Raw genomic sequence first — 21,654 nt, 5'->3', positions numbered from 1 at the left:
TATGATGTTAAAAAAGAGTTTATTTATTTTATTAGGATTGTGTATTTTCATTTCATCCTGTTCAAAAAAACAAGAAAACACCAAAAATGTTTTTTCTTTTAAGAGCACAAAATCTCAAGCAAAACCATGGACACGTTGGTGGTGGATGGGAAGTGCTGTAGATTCTGTAAACTTAAAACAAAACTTAATCGATTTACATAATGTAGGAATTGGAGGTGTAGAAATTGCGCCAATTTATGGTGTTAAAGGAGAAGAAGACAATTTTATTGACTATCTCTCTCCAGATTGGATGAGAATGTTAAGTTATACCACAAAAATTGCTGATAGTTTAGGCATGGCTGTAGACTTAACATTAGGTACAGGTTGGCCTTATGGTGGACCTCAAGTTACTCAAGAATTTGCAGCTACTAAACTTATTACTCAAAAATATACTGTAAAAAAAGGAACAACTTTTAATCAAGAAATTAGTGTTAATGAACCAAAAGATAAAAAAACGGCTGTTTTAAATAGTGTTTTAGCTTTTGGAGAAAATGGAGTATATAAAGAGTTAACTTCTTTTGTAAAAAATAATACCATCCAATTTGAAGCAAAAGACGACAACTATACCCTTTATTTTGTATTTACAGGAAAAACAAGACAACAAGTTAAAAGAGCTGCACCAGGAGCAAAAGGTTTTACATTAGACCATTATTCTGAAGAGGCTTTACAGAAATATGTAACTCCTTTTGATGAAGCTTTTAAAAATTTTGATGGAAAAATTCGTTCTATTTTTAATGATAGTTATGAAGTTTACGGTACTGATTTTACTCCTAACTTTTTTGAAGCTTTTAAAAAATATAGAGGGTATGATTTAAAACCACATTTACCACTCTTATTAAACTCAGAAGAAACAGAAGAAGGTAATAGAGTAAAAGGAGATTATAGGCAAACTTTATCTGATTTGTTATTATATAGGTTTGATAAACCTTGGACAGAATGGGCAAATAATAATGGATTTATGTCTAGGTTACAAGCTCATGGTTCACCAGGAAATTTAATAGATTTTTACGCTTCTGCAGATATTCCAGAATGTGAAACATTTGGCTCTATGCCTTACGATATTAACGGTTTTAGAAGAGAAAAAGAAGATATTAGAGAAGGAGATGCAGACCCTGTTATGTTAAAATTCTCATCTTCTGCAGCTCATATTGCTGGTAAACCATTAACATCTTCAGAGACTTTTACCTGGTTAAGAGATCATTTTAAAACGGCTTTATCACAAACAAAACCAGAAGTAGAAGATTTATTTTTAAATGGTATTAATCATATTTTTTTACACGGAACAACTTATTCACCAAAAAGAGCAGTTTGGCCAGGCTGGAAATTTTATGCCTCTGTAAATTTTAATCCAAATTTAGGATTAGGAGAAGATGAAAATGCATTATTTAGATACATTGAAAACTGTCAAAAATTATTACAATCTGGAAACCCAGATAATGAGACCTTATTATATTGGCCAATTTTTGATGTATTAAATTCACATTTAAAAGGCCAATTATTCTTTCAATTTAAAATACATTCTTTAGATGAGTGGCTTCATAATCAACCCTTTTATTTAACAACAAAAAGCTTACTACAAAAAGGTTATGGAGTAGATTTTGTTTCAGATAATTTTATAGAAAATGCAAAAGTAAAAAATGGTGAAATAATATTACCTGGTGGCAATTACAAAAGTTTAATTATACCAACTTTAAAAAATATTCCATTTGCTACAGCCAAAAAATTAATAGAATTAAAAAATCAAGGAGCAAAAATTATATTCCAAGATATTCCTAAAACTGTACCCGGTTTTAAGGATTATAAAATAAAAACAGAAGAATTAAAAAAGCTATTTAACTTAAATAATATATCAAAATCTAAAGATATTTTTTCAGAATTAAGTACAGCTAATATAGAACCTGAAACTTTAGTAAAAACAGGTCTTAAATATATTAGAAGAGACATTAATGGAGACAAGATTTATTATATTGTTAATCACACAACTCATGATATAGATAAATTTATTCCAATCAATACAAAATCAGAATTGATTGAAATTTTTAATCCTAATTTATCCACTTCTGGTATAGCCCAAAGCAAAAAGGTTAATAATAAAACAATGGTTAAAGTTCAATTAAAATCTGGCGAATCGTTATTTTTAAAAACAACGAATAGCACTAATCTTAAAAATTGGGAGTATTTTAAAGAAGAAACAATTTCTTATCCTATAACTGGAAAATGGAATGTAACCTTCTTAAAAGGCGGACCAGAATTACCTTCTAATCAAACAATAACCAATTTAAAATCTTGGACTTCTTTTAATGAAAATTCAGCAAATTTTTCTGGAACAGCTAAGTATGAAATCACTTTTCTAAACCCTAAAGAAAACCAATCTAATTGGCTATTAAAATTGGGAGATGTTAGAGAAAGCGCAAAAGTTTGGATTAACAATAAATTTGTTGGAACACTTTGGTCTAATCCTTTTGAAATTAATATAGGAGAATTAAAAAAAGGTAAAAACAAATTAACTTTAGAAGTAACTAACCTTGCTGCAAACAGAATTAGAGCTAAAGAAATGCGAGGTGAAGAATGGAAGAATTTTTATGAAATAAATATGGTAAATAAAGATTATCAAAAGTTTGACGCCACAAAATGGAGTCCTATGCCTTCAGGAATTTTAGGACCAGTATCAATAACTCCTTTAAAAGAAAATTAAAATGAAAACACCTATAATCTGTTTTATTTCTCTACTATTATCATTACAAATAGTAAACTCTCAAGAACTTCCAGATAAAAAGGAAGTGCTTCAACAAATGCAACTTGCAAATAAATACTTTATGAACAAGTGGCAAGATGTTGGTAAAACAATTATCACCAATAAAGAAAGACCTAGTAATATTTGGACTCGTGGTGTGTATTATGAAGGGTTGATGGCTTTATATGAAATTTATCCAAAAGAAGAATATTATAACTATGCATACGATTGGGCAGAATTTCATAAATGGGGTTTTAGAAATGGAAATGCCAATAGAAATGCTGACGACTATTGTGCTGCCCAAACCTATATAGATTTATACAATCTAGAGCCAGATGCTAAAAAATTAAAAAACACGAAAGCTTTAATTAATATGCTATTAAATACACCTCAATTAGACGATTGGTCTTGGATTGATGCTATACAAATGGGTATGCCTGTCTTTGCAAAATTAGGTGTGTTAGAGAATGATAATCGTTATTTTGAAAAAATGTATGATATGTACATATATACTAGAAATAATCATGGCGATAATGGTTTGTATAACCCAAAAGATGGTTTGTGGTGGAGAGATAAAGATTTTGACCCACCTTATACAGAACCTAATGGAGAAGATTCTTATTGGAGCAGAGGAAATGGATGGGTAATTGGAGCTTTGGCAAAAGTGCTTTCTATTATACCAAAAAACACTCCACACAGAGAGCAATATATTTTAGACTTACAATCTATGGCAGAAGCTTTAGTACCTATTCAAAGAAAAGATGGTTTTTGGAACGTTAGCTTGCATGACTCCAATCATTTTGGAGGGAAAGAAACATCTGGTACCGCACTTTTTGTGTATGCAATGGCTTATGGTGTAAATAACGGTATTTTAGACAGAAGTAAATATTTACCCGTAATTCTTAAAGGATGGCAGGCTATAACAAAAGAAGCATTACATAAAAATGGCTTTTTAGGTTATTTACAGTCTACAGGAAAAGAGCCAAAAGACGGTCAGCCATTATCATATAATAAAATTCCAGATTTTGAAGATTATGGTTTAGGTTGCTTTTTACTTGCTGGTTCAGAAGTGTATCGTTTAAAATAAAAATAAATGTCAAAAAAAAACATCTTTAAGGTTGTATTCATTTTCTTATTGGTAAATCATTTTAATGCTCAAGAAAAAGCAATTAAGCTGTGGAAAAATGTTCCAAATGAAATTAAAAATAAATCATATTCTCAAGAAATTAGATTAAACGATAAAGGACAAGCTACAGGAATTAAAAAAGTTACAGATCCAACTTTACAAGTTTTTTTAGTTGATAATACTAACAATAATAATACCGGAGTTATAATTTTTCCAGGTGGTGGATATTCTGTTTTATCACATATTAAGGAAGGTTATAAAATTGCAAAATGGTTTAATTCTATAGGCATTTCTGCTTTTGTATTGCATTACAGATTACCTTCTGATTTAATAATGCAAGATAAATCTATTGGTCCTCTGCAAGATGCACAAGAAGCCATTAGAAAAGTTCGAAGAAATGCTAAAAAATGGAATTTAGATCCAAATAAAATTGGTGTTATAGGTTTTTCTGCTGGAGGTCATTTAGCCTCAACAATTTCTACTCATTACAAAGACTCCGTTTATAAAAATGACGCAATTAGTGCAAAACCAGACTTTTCTTTACTTATTTATCCTGTTATTTCTATGGAAAAAGGAATAACACATCAAGGGTCTAAAAACAAATTATTAGGTAATAATCCATCAAAAGCTTTAATTGAAAAGTATTCTAATGAAAAACACATTACAAAAGAAACTCCGCCAACATTTTTAGTTCATGCTACTAATGATAAAAGTGTATTGGTAGAAAATAGTATACAATATTATTTAAAATTAAAAGAGAATAATGTTTCTGCAGAAATGCATCTTTATCAAGATGGTGGGCATGGTTTTGGTTTGGGCAAAAAAGGTACGCATACAAATTGGCCAAATGAAGTGGAAAACTGGTTAAGAGAAAAGTCTTTACTACCTAAAAAAGAGATTTATATGTTTTCGTATTTTAAAGGAAATGGAGAAGATGGGTTACGATTAGCGTATAGTAAAAACGGATATGATTTTATTGCTTTAAACAATGATAAATCTTTTTTAGAACCAAAGGTTGGTAAAGACAAATTAATGAGAGATCCATGCATTATAAAAGGTGATGATGGTTTATTTCATATGGTTTGGACAGTAAGTTGGACAGACAAAGGTATTGGCTATGCATCATCTAAAGATCTAATTAATTGGAGCAAACAAAAGTTTATCCCAGTAATGGAAAAGGAAAATGCAACAAGAAATACTTGGGCTCCAGAAATAACTTATCAAGCATCAAAAAAAGAATATATGATTTATTGGTCGAGCACTGTTTTTGGTAAATTTCCAGAAACTCAAATTACAGAAGACCAAGGTTATAATCATAGAATATATTATACAAAAACCAAAGATTTCGAAACCTTTACAGAAACAAAATTATTATATGATCCAGGGTTTAATGCCATAGATGCTTCAATTCAAAAAGACGGAAATAGATTTATAATGTTTTTAAAAGACGAAACTAAAAAACCTATTCAAAAAAACTTAAAAGTTTCTTTTGCTAAAAAAATAACAGGTCCATATACTAAAGCTAGCAAAGCAATAACTGGTAATTATTGGTCAGAAGGCCCTACAGCAATTAAAATTAAAGGAAGTTGGATTGTATATTTTGATAAGTATAGAGACCACAAATATGGTGCTGTAAAATCATTAGACTTAAAAAATTGGGAAGATATTTCAGACCAAATATCTTTTCCAAAAGGCGCAAGGCATGGTAGTATTTTTACTATTTCAGAAAAAGAGTTTTTAAACCTACTAAAGCAGTAAAATTATAAAGAAGCTCTATCAATAAAATTAAAAGGAACTTTTAAATGTCCTTTTTCTTTATTTAAAATCATCCTGGCAGAAATTTCGCCCATTTTCTTAAAATCAGTCGATACTACTGTTATACCTAATAACTCTTTTAGAGGTGTATCATTATAAGAAATTATACCAATATCTTTACCTAGTACTAAGTTTTCTTCTCTAGTTCTTTTTACTAAGGTTACCAAATCAGATTCTTCAATAGTTACAAATAAATCCCCTTTTTTTATAATCATATCTTCGTAAACCTCTTCAAAAAACTCAAAATCTATATTGTACTCAAAACAAAACTTTCTAAACCCAAATAAGATTCTTTTCGGATAAGGATAAACGGTTTTAGTTGGATAAAATAAAATAAGATTATTATATTTTTTCATTTTAGGATAGGCTTCTTTTAAAGCATAGTAAATGTCGTTTTCAAAATCTTGAAAAACCTCAATGTCACCACCTTCTATACCTTCTTTAAAGTTATCTAAAATTACTAATTTCTCTTTTGGTATTTTTTTTAATAATTCTATAACTCCTTCTGTGTAACTAACATGTTTACCTCCATCAAATTTAAAATGAGGCATAATTACAAAGTAATCGTATGCAGATTTACTTTTATTTAATAAATTTAAAAATAAAGACTCATCACAATGATAAATTTGAAGATCAGTATGAGCATTAGTTCCAATATTATCAATAAAAGAATTGTAAATTTTTAATTTATACGAACTTAACTTATTTACTAAGAATAAAATGTTAATCTTAGAAATTAATTTTGTTCTAGTAATGTAATATCCTTTACCTTTTATAGAAGAAATTATATTTCTTTCTTTTAAAATATTGTAGGCTTTTTCTACGGTGTCTCTAGATAAATAAAATTCTTCACTAAATTTATTTATAGAGGGTATTCTTTGATCTATAACTAAATTCCCATTCGAAATATTTTGAATAATTACATTTACAATTTGTTGGTATTTTGGTATTCTTGAATTTTCATCAATATTGATAAAACTGAACATATAAATATACTTTTTATAAAAATGACATTAAACAATGTAAAGTAAAGTAATTTATATAAAATAACAATGATTTTAGCCTCTGAGTCTTTAATAATTAATTAAAAAACTTTACAGCGGTACAGTACAGGATAGGATAATATATCTCTTCAATTATGTTTGTTTCAAAATTCACTAACTAAGTTTATGAAAACAAGTACAAAGAAATTCAAATACGTAGATTACTTGTGGGATCAAGAAAAAGCAGATGCATTAGGAGATGATCAAGTAGCATTATTTTTATACCGTTCTAACATTTTAGGAGCAGATTTAAGAATCACAAATTATGGTGGTGGCAACACAAGTTGTAAAACCATTGAAAAAGACCCATTAACAAATGACGATGTAGAGGTAATGTGGGTAAAAGGATCAGGAGGTGATATCGGAACTTTAAATAGAGCAGGAATTGCTGGACTCTATACAAGTAGATTACGAGACTTAAAAGAAGTATATCAAGGTTTATATGACGAAGATAGAATGGTTGGTTTGTTTAATCACTGTATTTTTGATTTAGACAGTAAAGCGCCTTCAATAGACACGCCCTTACATGGCTTATTACCTTTTAAACATATAGATCACCTACATCCAGATGCATTAATTGCGGTTGCTGCTGCAAAAGATAGCGAAAAAATCACAAAAGAAATTTGGGGAGATTCTATGGGGTGGGTTCCTTGGCAAAAACCAGGATTTGATTTAGGTTTACAATTAGAAAAGTGTTTAGCAGACAATCCCGGAATTAGAGGAATTGTTTTAGGTTCTCATGGATTATTTACCTGGGGTGATACTTCTTACGAGTCTTACATCAACAGTTTAGAAGTAATTGAAATGGCTTCTGAATATATTGAAAAGAAAATAAAAGAAAATGGTGAGGTTTTTGGCGGTCAAAAAGTAGAAAGTTTACCTGCTACAGAACGTAAAGAAAAAGCAGCACAATTAATGCCTTTATTAAGAGGTTTGTGTTCTTCAGAAAATAGAATGATTGGTCATTTTTCTGATACCGATGTTGTTTTAGAATATATTAATAGTAATGATTTAGAGCGTTTAGCACCAATGGGAACTTCATGTCCAGATCATTTCTTAAGAACTAAAATTCAACCTTTAGTATTGTCTTTAGATAAAAATGAAGATCTTTCTGATTCAGAAGCAATCCGTAAAAAATTAGATCCTGCTTTTGAAAAGTATAGACAAGAGTATGTAGATTATTACAATACTTGTAAAAAAGAGAATAGTCCTGCAATTCGTGATGCAAATCCTGTAATTATTATTTATCCAGGAGTAGGAATGTTTAGCTTTGCAAAAAACAAACAAACAACAAGAGTTGCAAATGAATTTTACATCAACGCAATCAATGTAATGCGTGGTGCAGAAGCTATATCTGAGTATACATCTTTACCAAGACAAGAAGCTTTTAATATAGAGTATTGGTTATTAGAAGAAGCAAAATTACAACGTATGCCAAAAGAACTACCATTGTCTAGAAAAGTAGCCTTTGTTACTGGAGCTGGTGGTGGAATTGGTAAAGCAATTGCAGATAAATTAGCAGCAGAAGGCGCTAATATTATATTAACAGATATTAATGAAGAAAGCTTAATTTTAGCAAATAAAACTTACAAAAGAGATGTTTCTGGTTATGCAGTTTGTGATGTTACTAGTACAGATTCTATTGCAAGTGCTTATAAAAAAGCAATTTTAGAGTTTGGTGGTGTAGACATAATTGTACACAGTGCAGGATTAGCCATTTCTAAGCCTTTAACTGATACTACTGATAAAGATTGGAATATCTTACAAAATATTTTAGTAAAAGGTCAATTCGATTTGGCAAAACAATCTGCAGCCATAATGCGTAAGCAAGGTCTTGGTGGTAATTATATTGCTATTGCAAGTAAAAACGGATTAGTTGCTGGTCCTAACAATGTTGCTTACGGAACAGCAAAAGCTGCACAACAACATATGGTTCGTCTATTAGCTGCAGAATTAGCAAAAGATAAAATTAGAGTAAATACAGTAAATCCAGATGGTGTTATTGTAGGAAGTAAAATTTGGGAAGGAGCTTGGGCAGAAGGCAGAGCAAAAGCCAATGGAATTACTGTAGAAGAATTACCAGCATTTTATGCAAAAAGAAATTTATTAAACGAAATTATAACACCAGTAGATATTGCAAATGGTGTATTTTCTCTTGTAGGAATTTTAGATAAATCCACAGGAAATATAATTAATGTAGATGGTGGAATGGCAAATGCATTTGTAAGATAATCTAAAAATTAAGATTATTTTTATTTTAGCCTGCCATGAATTATTCCTCCATTTTGTGGCAGTTTTATTAAATTACAATTTATGAAAGTAACAAAACAACATATAGAAGATGAAAATAAGAAAAATATTTCTTCTCAAGAAAATGGTTTTAAGTTTTTATCTGATACATTAGCATTAAAAGGGCATAATGTAAATGCAATTTTATCTAAGTTATCAGAATTTCAAGTAGCAATTCCAAGTTGGGCTTTAGGTGCTGGAGGAACACGTTTTGGAAGATTCTCTTTTTACGGAGAACCATCAAACTTAGAACAAAAATTAGAAGATATAGGTATTTTACACACCTTAACACAAACTGCAGGTGCTGTTTCTTTACATATTCCATGGGATATTCCTTCAGATTATAGAGCTATAAAACAGCAAGCAGATGCGTTAAAAATTAAATTTGATTCTGTAAACTCAAATACCTTTCAAGATCAAAAAAACGAAAAAGAAAGCTATAAATATGGTTCATTAAGCAATATAAGTCAAGCAGTTAGAGACCAAGCTATTCAACATAATTTAGACGTAATTAATATCGGAAATAAACTAGGTTCTAAAAGTTTAACAGTTTGGTTGGCAGATGGGTCTTGTTTTCCAGGACAGAATAACTTTCAAACAGCTTTTCAAAATACTCAGAATAGTTTAAAAGATATTTATAAAAGATTGCCAGAAGACTGGAAAATGTTAATTGAATACAAGCCTTATGAGCCTAATTTTTATAGCACTGTAATTCAGGATTGGGGCACATCTTTTATGTTAGCAAATGAATGTGGAGAAAAAGCATTTTCTTTAGTAGATTTAGGACATCACTTACCAAACTCTAACATAGAGCAAATTGTATCTATTTTAATGTTAAAAGGTAAATTGGGTGGTTTTCACTTTAATGATAGCAAATATGGTGATGACGATTTAACAGTGGGTAGCATTAAACCTTATGCATTATTCTTGATTTTTAATGAGTTAGTTTACGGAATAGAAAATAATCCTCAAAATCCAGATTTAGCGTGGATGATAGATGCAAGTCATAATGTAAAAGATCCTCTAGAAGATTTAATACAATCTTTAGAAGCAATTCAAGAGGCCTATGCAAAAGCTTTATTGGTAGATCAAAAAGCATTAAAAACAGCACAATTAGAAAATGATGTAGTAAAATGTCAAGAAATTTTACAGGGAGCATTTAGAACAGATGTAAGACCATTATTAGCAGCTGCAAGATTAAAAACAGGTGGTGCAATAAATCCATTAGAAAGTTATAGAAATTTAAAAATAAGAGCAGGTTTAATTACAGAAAGAGGAAAAAATACAGTAGCAACTGGTTTATAAAATTTAGTTATGGCGCAAAGAGTTACCGCAATTTTTGATATAGGTAAAACAAATAAAAAGTTTTTTCTTTTTGATAAAAATTATAATGAGGTTTACAGAGAGTACACTTCATTTAAAGAAATTGTGGATGAAGATGGTTATGCTACAGAAAATTTAGAAGCATTACAAAACTGGTTAAAAGAAGTTTTTTATCGGCTTTTAAATAACAAAGATTACATTATAAAAGCAATTAACTTTTCAACCTATGGGGCTAGTTTAGTTCATTTAGATGAAACAGGAAAAGTGTTAACACCTTTGTATAATTACACTAAAGAAATTGATACTCATTTAGTAGATTCTTTTTACAAGAAATATGGTCCTGAGTTAGATTTAACAAGAATCACAGGCTCACCAAAATCTGGTTTATTAAACTCAGGAATGCAATTATATTGGTTAAAAAAAACAAAACCAGAAATTTTTAAAAAAATCAAATACTCACTGCATTTACCTCAATATTTAAGTTACGTTTTTACAGGAATTCCAATTAGTGATTATACAAGTATTGGCTGTCATACATCCTTATGGAATTATGAAAAAAGTGACTACCACAGTTGGGTGTATAATGAGGAAATTCATAAAATTTTACCTCCTCTTATTGCTACAGAAACGAGTATTAATATGAATTATAATGGCAAAAGGATTAAAGTTGGGGTTGGTATACATGATAGTTCTTCAGCACTCATACCTTATGTAAGAAGTGTAAAAAAGCCTTTTATTTTAGTATCTACAGGAACTTGGAGTATTGCATTAAATCCGTTTTCAGATGCTCCTCTAACCACAGAAGAAACAGCAGCAGGATGTATCAATTACATGAGAATCAATGGAAAACCTGTAAAATCATCAAGATTATTTTTAGGTAACGAATACAAATTACAAGTAAAAGAATTGTCAAAAAAATTTAATGTAGATATAGATTATCATAAAACAGTCGAATTCAATTACAGTACTTATTTAGAAATTATCAAAGAATTTCAGTACTGTTTTAAATGGAAATCTTTTTCTGATAAGAATATGCCTACAAAAACGAAATATTCTTATAATACTTTTGAGTATGCTTATCATCAATTAATGATAGAATTAGTGCAGTTACAGGTTAAAAGTATTAAGAAAATTGCAAATACACATGATATAAATCGTTTATATGTAGATGGAGGTTTTACCGACAACGATCTATATATCAAATTATTATCTCATAATTTAAGAGAAATGAAATTAAGAACAACCAAAGCCTCTTTAGGTTCTGCATTAGGAGCTGCAATAGCCATTTCAGATACTAAATTAAATTCTAAATTTTTAAGAAAGAATTACGCATTAAAAAAGCATGTTCCCTTTATAATTAAATAAAATGGTAAAAAAAGTAAATTTAATCCATCCTAGAAATCAAATCACAACAATTATAGATCGTATTTATAAAAGAGGAATGACCACTACTTCTGGGGGTAATATTTCAATTATAGATAATAATGGAGATATTTGGGTTACACCATCTGCTATAGATAAAGGTTCTTTAAGAGCATCAGATATTATTTGTGTAAAAAAAAACGGCACAATAATAGGCAAGCATAAACCATCTTCAGAATTTCCTTTTCATAAAGCAATTTATGAGGCAAGACCAGATATAAAATCTGTAATTCATGCGCATCCTCCTGCCTTAGTATCTTTTAGTATTGTACGTCAAATACCAAACACAAATATTATTTCGCAAGCTAAACACATTTGTGGACCAATTGGGTATGCAAAATACAGGTTACCAGGAAGTAATGATTTAGGAACTGTAATTGCAGATGAGTTTAATAAAGGTTATAAAGCCGTTATTATGGAAAACCATGGTGTTGTGCTGGGAGGAAGCGATTTAACGGATGCTTACGAACGCTTTGAAGCTTTAGAATTTTGTGCAAGTACTATTTTATACGGAACCCAAATAGGAACTCCTAAATATTTAACAGATAAACAAATCAATGAGTTCGAAGCGCAAGCGACTGGTGTATTACCAGAAATGGATTCTACAGAATATCAATCGGATGAAGTAGAAAAACGTCGAGAAATTTGTAAGATTGTCCAACGAGCTTGTCAGCAAGGTTTAATGATAGGTTCTTACGGAACAGTCTCTATGCGCTGGAAAAATAATAACTTTCTAATTACTCCTACAGCTGTAAATCGATGGAATTTAGATTTAGATGATATCGTTCAAATTAAAGATGGCAAAAGAGAAGCAAAAAAAACACCAAGCAGAGCCACATGGATTCACCAAGAAATTTATAATAGAAATCCAAATGTAAACTCTATTATCATGACACAGTCACCATATTTAATGGCGTTTGGTGTAACTGGCAAATACCTAAATGTGAGAACAATTCCTGAAAGTTGGATCTTTTTACAAGATATAAATGTCGTAAAATATGGAAATCATTTTAGAAAAAACAACAATTCAGAAATGGTTGAGAACTGCTCAACAGCTTTGATTATTGAAAATGATTCTGTTATTATTACAGGAGACAAATTATTACAAACTTTCGATTATTTAGAAGTGGCAGAGTTTAGTGCTAAATCTATTGTTTTAGGAAATTCACTTGGAAATATGGTTCCTATAAACGATGATCAAGTAGAAGATTTAAGAAAAAAATTTTTATCTTAAGAATATATTATGGATATAAAAATAGACAGTCGTTATCCATCTATTGATGATTTACGCAACAAAGCAAGAAAAAAAATACCAAAATTTGCTTTCGAATATTTAGATGGTGGTTGTAACGAAGATGTTAATTTAATTAGAAATACATCAGAATTAAGGGAAGTTCAATTAAAACCAAATTATTTAAAAAACCACAAAGGTTCATCTACCAAAACAACTTTATTTGGGATAGATTATGATGCGCCTTTTGGAATAGCACCAGTGGGTTTACAAGGATTAATTTGGCCAAACTCACCAGAGATTTTAGCAAAAGCAGCTTTTGAACACAATATACCTTTTATACTAAGTACGGTTACTACAACAAATATAGAGAGAGCTGCAGAATTAACAGAAGGTAAAGCTTGGTTTCAATTATATCATCCAACAGAAGATTCTTTAAGAGATGATATTATCAATAGAGCAGCTAATGCAGAATGCCCTGTTTTGGTTATTTTATGCGATGTTCCTAGTTTTGGATTTAGACCAAGGGATATCAGAAATGGTTTGGCAATGCCTCCAAAAATGAATCTTAGTAATATTTTACAAGCTTTTGGAAGACCCCATTGGAGTTTACAAACTTTAAAGCACGGTATACCAAACTTCGCAAATTTATTACCTTATATGCCTAAAAATTTAGACCTAAATCAATTAGGAAAATTTATGGATCAAACATTTTCTGGTAGATTAAATGAAGAAAAAATAAAGCCTATTCGTGATATGTGGAAAGGCAAACTTGTTTTAAAAGGTGTAGCTTCTCATTATGATGCAGAACAAGCTATTCGTTTAGGATTAGATGGAATTATCGTTTCAAATCATGGTGGTAGGCAATTAGATGCAGGAGAATCTACAATTAAACCTCTAACTTCTATTGTAAAAAAATATGGAGATCAAATAGAGGTGATGATGGATAGTGGAATACGTTCTGGAGTAGATGTAGCTAGAGCTTTAGCTTCTGGAGCCAAATTTACATTTATGGGTCGTTCTTTTATGTATGGTGTATCTGCATTAGCAAGTAAAGGAGGTAACCACACTATTTCTTTATTAAAAACAGAATTACAACAAGTTATGGAACAAGTCTGCTGTGAAAAAGTTTCAGATTTTCCAAATCATCTAATTTAAACTTCCAAAAGATATATATATGAGTCAAGTAAGTATAGAGTCAGACCAAATAGAAGAAATTGCTGGAGGTGAATTTGAAAGGGAAGCAGTTCCAAAATCTAAATTAAAAGGTTGGAAAAATTTTATTGGCATGTATGCTGGTGAACATGCTGCAGGAACCGAATTTATGATTGGGCCACTTTTTCTTACTGCTGGTGTAAGTGCTTTCGATTTAATTATTGGTTTATTATTAGGTAATTTCTTAGCAGTTTTAAGTTGGCGTTTTTTAACCGCAGAAATTGCAGTTAAAAACAGATTAACTTTATATTTTCAATTAGAAAAAATTTGTGGAAAAAAATTGGTAACCGGCTATAATTTAGCAAACGGAATTCTATTCTGTTTTTTAGCAGGTTCTATGATTACAGTTTCTGCAACAGCAGTTGGTATTCCTTTTGATATGCCTATGCCAAAGTTAGATGATACACTACCAAATGGAATGACTTGGGTTATTATCGTGATTGTAATTGGAGCTGTAATTTCAATAATTGCAGCACGTGGTTATGATACCGTAACAAAAGCAGCAAACTGGATGTCTCCAATTATTGTTTTGGCATTTATTGCTTGTGGTATTGTTGCTTTAAATCAGTTGGGTGTAGATAGTTTTTCTGATTTTTGGAATATTTGGGGTGAAGGAACAGAACCTTTTCCTGGGCAAACAAAATTTACCTTTTGGCATGTAGTTATTTGGTCTTGGTTTGCTAATGGTGCTATGCATATTGGAATGTCAGATTTATCGGTTTTTAGATTTGCAAAAGAAGCAAAAGCTGGTTGGACTACTGCAGCAGGTATGTATGTTGGCCATTATATGGCTTGGATTGCAGCAGCTCTTTTATATGCAGTTTACTTAAAATCTCCAGAAGCATTAGCATTTTTAAATAACGGACAAGCACCTCCAGTAGCTCCTGGGCCAATGGCATACAATGCAATTGGTGTTTTTGGAATTATTGCTGTAGTTTTAGCAGGTTGGACAACTGCAAACCCAACTATATACAGAGCTGGTTTAGCTTTTCAAGCAATTTTACCAAAATTATCAACAGCAAAAGTTACTATTTTAGCAGGTGCAATTGCAACAATTGCTGGTTTATTTCCTGCATTTGCGATGAAACTTTTAGGCTTTGTAGCATTATATGGATTTATATTAGCCCCTTTTGGAGCCATTATTGTCTTTGAACATTTCTTTCATAAGAAAGCCGGAATTCTTAAAAATTACGCAGAAACTACGAATATATCTTTTAACAAATCTGTGTTTTTTGCTTGGGCTATTAGTTTTAGTGTTTTTTACTTTATATCTATTCAGTTTGATGTTTTTTTATCCTTTGTAACGCTGCCATCTTGGTTGCTTTGTGGAGTTTTATTTTTAATTTTTAGTAAAAAATATCAAAAGTAAAGTTATTAAAATCATGAAGTCTCTATTTAAATTATTGTTTTTAGTAATACAATTACCAATTGAGTTATCTAAGGCGAAAAAAAGAAAAACAAGAGATAAAATAAAAAGTATTCTAAACATTTTTTTTTCTTTATAAATTAAGTTTTGTATAAAAGTTTAACCCAAAAAGAACGAAGTCTTTTAAATGAATTAGCTACAAATTATAAAAAAAGGAGAATGAATAAATTCAATGAAGTAATGTTCAAGTTTTATTGATCATAATGCAAAAGATTTTCAAAAGTTAAAAAAGACCAAAAAGTTAGGTCTTAAGGATTCCCAACATCTGAGACCTTTCTTGAGATTTATTTCTCCGAGAGAAAAAAAAGGTTTAAAAGTTTACATCTAAAGCTTGCTTCTAGAATTGCAAACATAAATAAGAATGATATTTATAATTCTTTAATAAAGAATACTGAATTCTACAAAAAAATAAAAAGTCTTAAGCCAAAATCTAGTTCTGGTAGTAGATAGTAGAGAAGTTGTAAACGCAACATCAAATTAGTCTAAAGAAGCCTATGTGGTTTTAATTTAACTAACTTCTACTATGTGGTTTTAAATCTAAAACCAATTACTAATATCATGAAAATTCATAATTGTGTTTAAATATAAATAGTATATTTGTTTGTATAACAACCTTCAAGGTAAAATTATTTACTTAAAAAATGTAATTAGGGTTGCTAAAAAAGAATCCCTTTCAAACTTAATGTCTAAAAGGGATTAAAAGTTGCTTTTGTTGGCCTACAAGGACTCGAACCTTGAATGTCGGTACCAAAAACCGGTGTGTTACCAATTACACCATAGGCCAATGCTTCTTAGCGGATGCAAATTTAATGCAATCTTTTAAATTTGCAAACATTTTTTTATAAAATTTATTTTTAACAAAGATTTATGAGGATTTCTTTACTTAGAAAAACAATTAGAACAAGCTTTTATTCATAATTATTAGTAAATTCGCCCACATACAATTACCTGCTATTTATGACACCAGCACAATTTAAAAAATGGAACATCATTCTTGGATGGATTACATTTGCTATTGCCTTAATTACATACACGTTAACCTTAGAACCCACAGTTAGTGCCTGGGATGTAGGTGAGTACATTTCTACAGCTGTAAAATTAGAAGTTGGGCATCCACCAGGAGCACCACTTTTTCAAATGTTAGGTGCATTTTTTGCAATGTTTACTTCAGACAATACAGAAATTGCAAAAATGGTAAACTTTATGTCTGCTTTAGCAAGTGCATTTACCATTTTATTTATGTTCTGGACAGTTAGTAATTTAGCAAAAAAACTGGCTGCTAAAACAGGAAACATATCAAAAGCAAAACGAATTGCTATTCTTGGTAGTGCTTTAGTAGGTTCTTTAACGTATACTTTTTCTGATAGTTTTTGGTTTAGTGCGGTTGAGGGTGAAGTTTATGCAATGTCATCATTTTTAATGGCATTATTATTTTGGCTAGGTTTAAGATGGGAAAGCGAAATAGATACACCAAGAGGTAATAAATGGCTGGTTTTAATCAGTTTTGTTGTTGGTTTATCATTTGGTGTTCACATTCTTTCGTTGTTGGTTATCCCAGCAATTGTTATGTTGTATTTCTTTAAAACTTACAGAAACATCAACCTAAAAACTACAGCAATCGCTACAGTTTTTTCTGTGTTTGTGTTAATGTTGGTGTTTAAATTTATCTTCCCATTTACATTAAAATTCTTTAGTGCATCAGAGTTATTTTTTATCAACTCAGTTGGTTTACCTTATAATTCAGGAAGTATTATTGCTGCAATAATCTTAGTAGCTTTATTTTTCTTCGGATTAAAATACACCAGAAAAAAGCGAAAATTAACGGCTAACACATTAATTTTATCGTTACTTTTTATAATGATTGGTTTTTCTTCTTGGATGATGTTGCCAATAAGAGCCAATGCAAATACTACGATTAACGAGAATAATCCTTCTAGTGCACGTGAATTATTGGCTTATTATGAGCGTGAACAATATGGAGATGCCAATGTTTTTTACGACACGTATTATTCAAATACATACAGTAGAGAGCAAGATGCTACAAACCCAACTAGAGATGATAAACCAAAATATGAGAAAAAAGATGGTAAATATGTAATTGTAAATGTTTACAAAGACGTTTTACCTAATTATTCTGATAAGCACAAGGGTTTTATACCAAGAATGGTAAATCCTGCATCCGAAGAAATGTATAAGAAAATTGCAGGAATCCCTGCAAATAGCAAACGTAGACCCACTTTTGCAGAGAACATTAAGTTTATGGTTAGCTATCAATTTGGATATATGTATGGACGTTATTTTATGTGGAATTTTGTTGGACGCCAAAATGATATTCAAGGACAATTAGATATTTATAATGGAAATTGGATTAGCGGAATTGATGTTATTGACGAAGCAAGATTAGGCTCTCAAGAAATGTTACCTTGGCAATCTTTACTAAATAAAGGACGTAACAAATACTATTTTTTACCACTAATACTAGGTTTAATAGGTTTATTTTACCAAATTAAATGGGATAAAAATAATTTCTTTACGCTATTTTTATTCTTTGCATTTACAGGTTTTGCTATTATCTTTTATACAAATCCTAAGCCTTTTGAACCAAGAGAACGTGATTACGCAGTTGTAGGTAGTTTCTATATTTTTGCAATTTGGGTAGGTTTTGGAGTATTGGCTTTATACGAGTATTTCAAAAATTTGGCAATGCGAAAAAACATCGCAATTATCGTTACTGTAATTTCTTTATTAGCAGTGCCTACATTAATGGCTTTTCAAAATTGGGATGATCATGATCGCTCTAACAGATACACTACACATTTAAATGCACAAGCTTATTTAGAAAGTTGCGACCCAAATGCAATTATGTTTACTATAGGTGATAATGATACTTTTCCTCTTTGGTACATGCAAGAAGTAGAAGGTATTAGAACCGATGTTAAACTGGTAAACACAAGTCTTTTTCAAACAGATTGGTATATAGATCAAATGAAAAAGAAAAGTTATGATGCAGAACCAATTCCATCACAATTAACACACGACGAATACAAATATGGTACTTTAGATGTTGCTTATTACTTTCCTGAAATATTTCCACAATTAAAAGATTCTGTTATAGAATTAGATTATTTTATGAAATGGATTCAAAGTGATAATAAACGTACTTTTTATGATTTAGATGAGGATGGAAACCCTGAGAAAGTATTACTTGCCAACAAAATTCGTATTCCTGTAAACAAAGAAAATGTTTTAAAATACGGAATTGTAGCACAAAAAGATGCTGATAAAATTGTACCTTATATAGATATTACTATTGATAGAGCTTTAGGTAAAAATTCAATTTTAATGCTAGACATTTTAAATAATTTCGACTGGAAAAGACCTATTTATTTTACAGGTGGTTCTAATGCAGACAGCGAATATATTTGGCTAAAAGATTATTTACAATTAGATGGTGTAGCTTTTAAACTAGTGCCTATAAAAACACCAACCAAAATTTATAATGAAAACGGACAATTAATTCGTGAATTAAGTTTATTTGATATTGGTAGAATTGATACAGAAAAAATGTACAATAATGTTAAGAAATGGAACTGGAGAAATATAAACGATGGTAAAATTTATTTGGATGAGCAAACCAAAAGAAACGCAATCTCTTTACGAAATAGCTTAATGCGTTTATCTTCTGCCTTTGCTAAAGAAGGCGACACTTTAAAAGCTGTAGAGGTTTTAGATTTATCTTTAGAAAAAATGCCTATTGAAGATTTTGATCATTATAGTTTATCTATGGAATACCCAGAGATGTATTATAAATTAGGTGAAACAAAAAAAGCTAGAAAAAATGCCGAAGATTTAATTCGCTTATTTAAAGAAAAGCTAGTTTGGTATAGTACTTTTTCTGTTGAAGATTTTGATATGGTTTTCGAAGATTTCGATTTAACTTTTAGATATCTTTATAGAGGAATTATAGATCAAGTTGTACAGTATGATACTGACCAAGAATTTATAAACGAGATACAAGATGAGTTTAACAAAACACTGAGTTTATTTGAACACATTATGCCCAGTGAAGAAGTAAAACCATAAAATATAAAAAAAACCACAAACTTAAAAGTTTGTGGTTTTTTTTATATTTTTTATTTAGTAAAATTTATACGTATTGCTGTACCAAACCAATTAAGGTATTTGCATCTTGAAAACCTGTTTGGCGCCATTTCATTTCACCATTTTTATAAATCATAAAAGTAGGGTTTCCTTTAACACGTAAAGCATCTGCTAAAGTTTCGTTCTTTTTAATATCGATCTTAATTACTTTGGCTTTATCACCTAAAGCAGCAGCAACATCTCTTAAAGTTTGTACACTATTTTCAACCTCATTCCAATCAGCATAAAAGTCGATTAAAACAGGTTTATCAACACTAATTAACTCTCCAAATTTTGTCATATCCTAAGGTTTTTAAAGGAAAAAATTGCGTAAGATTTAAATCTTATGAACACAAATATAATAAATCTAATTAAATAAGCTGATTATCAGGCTTTTTTAAGCTCTATAACAGTAATCTCTGGCCAAATACCTACTCTACCAGGAAAAGCGTGATAACCAAAGCCTCTATTAACGTTTATAAATCTACCAAATTCTTGATACAAACCAGCCCATTGTTTATATACGTATTGAGAAGGACTCCATTTAAAAAAACCAGGAATCTCAATACCCATTTGCAATCCATGCGTATGACCACTTAAAGTTAAATGATAATTAAAATCATCCATTTTTACTTTTTCTTGCCAATGACTAGGATCGTGGCTCATTAATATTTTAAAATCTTCTTTCTTAACATTTGCTGATGCTTTTTGTAAATCTCCCGCCTGATTAAATCCTTTTCCCCAATTCTCTACACCTAAAAGTGCAATTTTTTGTCCGTCTTTTTCTAAATATCGATGTTCATCTAACAATAAATCGAAACCTATTTTCTGATGAATTTCTTTCACTTTTTTAAAGTTATTGGTTTTATCTTCTGGGGTTTTCCAATCCATATAGTCACCATAATCGTGATTACCAAGAATGGCATATTTACCTTCTTTGGCTTCTAATTTTGCAAAAACATCAATCCAACCGTCCATTTCATCAGCTTGATTATTTACAATATCTCCAGTAAACAACATTAAGTCAGATTTTTGCTCATTTATCAAATCTACACCATATTGTATTTTTTCTTTGTTGGTAAAACTTCCTGAATGAATATCTGAAATCTGAGTAATAGTATAGCCATCAAAAGCAGCAGGTAAATCATCAAAAGAAAGCTGATATTTTATCACTTTATAATTGTATTTACCTTGTATAATTCCGTAGATAAAAGACACAAAAGGAATGGCTGCAAGCCCTAAAGCCAATTGAGAAATAAACTTTCTTCTACCTGCCAAAGGTTGTGTTTCTGAACTAGAAAATGCAGAGATTCCTTTTACAATCCATCTATAAACATCTTCGCCAAAAAGCAATAAGAAAAGCACCAATTTCGGAATTAAAAAAGTAAGCAACAAACCCATTGCCATTTGAAATTGTGGTGTTTGCCCATTGCTTCTATCATAAGAAAAAACGGTGATAAAAAAGTTGATATAAACAATACAACTTGCAATTAAAAAAGTAAACCTTAAAAACTTATTTTTAGAAATCGTTTTTAAAGCATTGAATGTGTAAATCTCTAAAATTACTGCAAGAATTGTTACAATTATGAGTGGAATTAACCAACGTAGCATAAAATTTATTTTAAACAAGCAAAGGTAACTGTTAAAAAACGAATGAATTTTAACAACTTGTTAAAGTTTAAAGATGCTTTTTTACTAAAAAAATATCAAAATAAAATTACCTATTCGTTTCTAAAAGTTGATCTAAATTCACACATTTAAAATCTTAAGAACAAGATTCATATCATCAATTTAAAAAAAATTATGGTTTATGATAGATTTTACAATGTAAGCTCAAATTAAAATCAATAG

General features: G+C 30.1%; 13 protein-coding genes and 1 tRNA gene. 10 read left to right on the top strand and 4 right to left on the bottom strand.

The window, feature by feature from the left end; translation table 11 throughout:
- The first annotated feature begins 1 nt into the window (after window position 1).
- From BW723_RS07040 to BW723_RS07030, 3 genes are read left to right on the top strand one after another with little or no spacing between them, the layout of a single operon-like run.
- Window positions 2-2,734, top strand: coding sequence for a glycosyl hydrolase (locus BW723_RS07040; RefSeq protein WP_068356907.1), 2,733 nt, complete (start codon window positions 2-4; stop codon window positions 2,732-2,734).
- 1 nt (window position 2,735) lies between these two features.
- Window positions 2,736-3,860 (top strand): glycoside hydrolase family 88/105 protein, encoded by a 1,125-nt coding sequence (locus BW723_RS07035; RefSeq protein ID WP_068356910.1) that lies wholly within the window; start codon window positions 2,736-2,738, stop codon window positions 3,858-3,860.
- 6 nt (window positions 3,861-3,866) lie between these two features.
- Window positions 3,867-5,657 (top strand): prolyl oligopeptidase family serine peptidase, encoded by a 1,791-nt coding sequence (locus BW723_RS07030; RefSeq protein WP_068356913.1) that lies wholly within the window; start codon window positions 3,867-3,869, stop codon window positions 5,655-5,657.
- 2 nt (window positions 5,658-5,659) lie between these two features.
- On the opposite strand, the gene BW723_RS07025 is transcribed toward BW723_RS07030, so the two are convergent.
- A complete protein-coding gene (locus BW723_RS07025) occupies window positions 5,660-6,700 on the bottom strand; it encodes a GntR family transcriptional regulator (protein WP_068356916.1) in 1,041 nt (346 codons plus the stop codon).
- A 183-nt stretch (window positions 6,701-6,883) separates the two neighbouring features.
- On the opposite strand from BW723_RS07025, the gene BW723_RS07020 reads away from it, so the two are divergent.
- From BW723_RS07020 to BW723_RS06995, 6 genes are all read left to right on the top strand, one after another.
- The gene (locus BW723_RS07020) at window positions 6,884-8,989 is read left to right on the top strand and encodes a bifunctional aldolase/short-chain dehydrogenase (RefSeq protein WP_068356919.1); all 2,106 of its coding nucleotides are present in this window, start codon (window positions 6,884-6,886) and stop codon (window positions 8,987-8,989) included.
- 81 nt (window positions 8,990-9,070) lie between these two features.
- Window positions 9,071-10,351, top strand: a complete 1,281-nt coding sequence (locus BW723_RS07015; RefSeq protein ID WP_068356922.1) for a sugar isomerase — start codon at window positions 9,071-9,073, stop codon at window positions 10,349-10,351.
- Window positions 10,352-10,360: 9 nt separating this feature from the next.
- Window positions 10,361-11,734 (top strand): FGGY-family carbohydrate kinase, encoded by a 1,374-nt coding sequence (locus BW723_RS07010; RefSeq protein ID WP_068356925.1) that lies wholly within the window; start codon window positions 10,361-10,363, stop codon window positions 11,732-11,734.
- Window position 11,735: 1 nt separating this feature from the next.
- The gene (locus BW723_RS07005) at window positions 11,736-13,025 is read left to right on the top strand and encodes a class II aldolase/adducin family protein (protein WP_068356928.1); all 1,290 of its coding nucleotides are present in this window, start codon (window positions 11,736-11,738) and stop codon (window positions 13,023-13,025) included.
- Between the two features lie 9 nt (window positions 13,026-13,034).
- Entirely contained in the window at window positions 13,035-14,180 is a 1,146-nt protein-coding gene (locus BW723_RS07000) for an alpha-hydroxy acid oxidase (protein WP_068356931.1), read from the top strand.
- 19 nt (window positions 14,181-14,199) lie between these two features.
- Window positions 14,200-15,606: a purine-cytosine permease family protein gene (locus BW723_RS06995; protein WP_068356934.1), complete on the top strand. Its 1,407-nt coding sequence runs from the start codon at window positions 14,200-14,202 to the stop codon at window positions 15,604-15,606.
- A gap of 769 nt (window positions 15,607-16,375) precedes the next feature.
- Here BW723_RS06995 and BW723_RS06990 read toward each other — a convergent pair.
- A tRNA-Gln gene (locus BW723_RS06990) sits at window positions 16,376-16,447 on the bottom strand.
- A gap of 173 nt (window positions 16,448-16,620) precedes the next feature.
- Between BW723_RS06990 and BW723_RS06985 the strand changes: the two genes are divergently transcribed.
- Window positions 16,621-19,746, top strand: coding sequence for a glycosyltransferase family 117 protein (locus BW723_RS06985; protein ID WP_068356937.1), 3,126 nt, complete (start codon window positions 16,621-16,623; stop codon window positions 19,744-19,746).
- Between the two features lie 64 nt (window positions 19,747-19,810).
- Here BW723_RS06985 and BW723_RS06980 read toward each other — a convergent pair whose 3' ends face one another.
- Window positions 19,811-20,104 carry a thioredoxin family protein gene (locus BW723_RS06980; protein WP_068356976.1) on the bottom strand — a complete coding sequence of 98 codons (294 nt, stop codon included), beginning with the start codon at window positions 20,102-20,104 and terminating at the stop codon, window positions 19,811-19,813.
- 86 nt (window positions 20,105-20,190) lie between these two features.
- Window positions 20,191-21,414, bottom strand: coding sequence for a metallophosphoesterase (locus BW723_RS06975; RefSeq protein WP_068356979.1), 1,224 nt, complete (start codon window positions 21,412-21,414; stop codon window positions 20,191-20,193).
- Between the last annotated feature and the right edge of the window lie 240 nt (window positions 21,415-21,654).

The organism is Polaribacter reichenbachii, assembly GCF_001975665.1.
Lineage (GTDB): Bacteria > Bacteroidota > Bacteroidia > Flavobacteriales > Flavobacteriaceae > Polaribacter > Polaribacter reichenbachii.
The sequence above is the reverse complement of the archived record's forward strand: the minus strand, read 5'-3'. Positions and strand labels throughout refer to the sequence as shown.

Coding starts and splice junctions, on each gene's coding strand:
- BW723_RS07030 (WP_068356913.1), top strand. CDS start 3,867: ATGTCAAAAAAAAACATCTTTAAGGTTGTATTCATTTTCTTATTGGTA.
- BW723_RS06985 (WP_068356937.1), top strand. CDS start 16,621: ATGACACCAGCACAATTTAAAAAATGGAACATCATTCTTGGATGGATT.
- BW723_RS07020 (WP_068356919.1), top strand. CDS start 6,884: ATGAAAACAAGTACAAAGAAATTCAAATACGTAGATTACTTGTGGGAT.
- BW723_RS07000 (WP_068356931.1), top strand. CDS start 13,035: ATGGATATAAAAATAGACAGTCGTTATCCATCTATTGATGATTTACGC.
- BW723_RS07040 (WP_068356907.1), top strand. CDS start 2: ATGATGTTAAAAAAGAGTTTATTTATTTTATTAGGATTGTGTATTTTC.
- BW723_RS07010 (WP_068356925.1), top strand. CDS start 10,361: ATGGCGCAAAGAGTTACCGCAATTTTTGATATAGGTAAAACAAATAAA.
- BW723_RS06975 (WP_068356979.1), bottom strand. CDS start 21,414: ATGCTACGTTGGTTAATTCCACTCATAATTGTAACAATTCTTGCAGTA.
- BW723_RS06980 (WP_068356976.1), bottom strand. CDS start 20,104: ATGACAAAATTTGGAGAGTTAATTAGTGTTGATAAACCTGTTTTAATC.
- BW723_RS07035 (WP_068356910.1), top strand. CDS start 2,736: ATGAAAACACCTATAATCTGTTTTATTTCTCTACTATTATCATTACAA.
- BW723_RS06995 (WP_068356934.1), top strand. CDS start 14,200: ATGAGTCAAGTAAGTATAGAGTCAGACCAAATAGAAGAAATTGCTGGA.
- BW723_RS07005 (WP_068356928.1), top strand. CDS start 11,736: ATGGTAAAAAAAGTAAATTTAATCCATCCTAGAAATCAAATCACAACA.
- BW723_RS07025 (WP_068356916.1), bottom strand. CDS start 6,700: ATGTTCAGTTTTATCAATATTGATGAAAATTCAAGAATACCAAAATAC.
- BW723_RS07015 (WP_068356922.1), top strand. CDS start 9,071: ATGAAAGTAACAAAACAACATATAGAAGATGAAAATAAGAAAAATATT.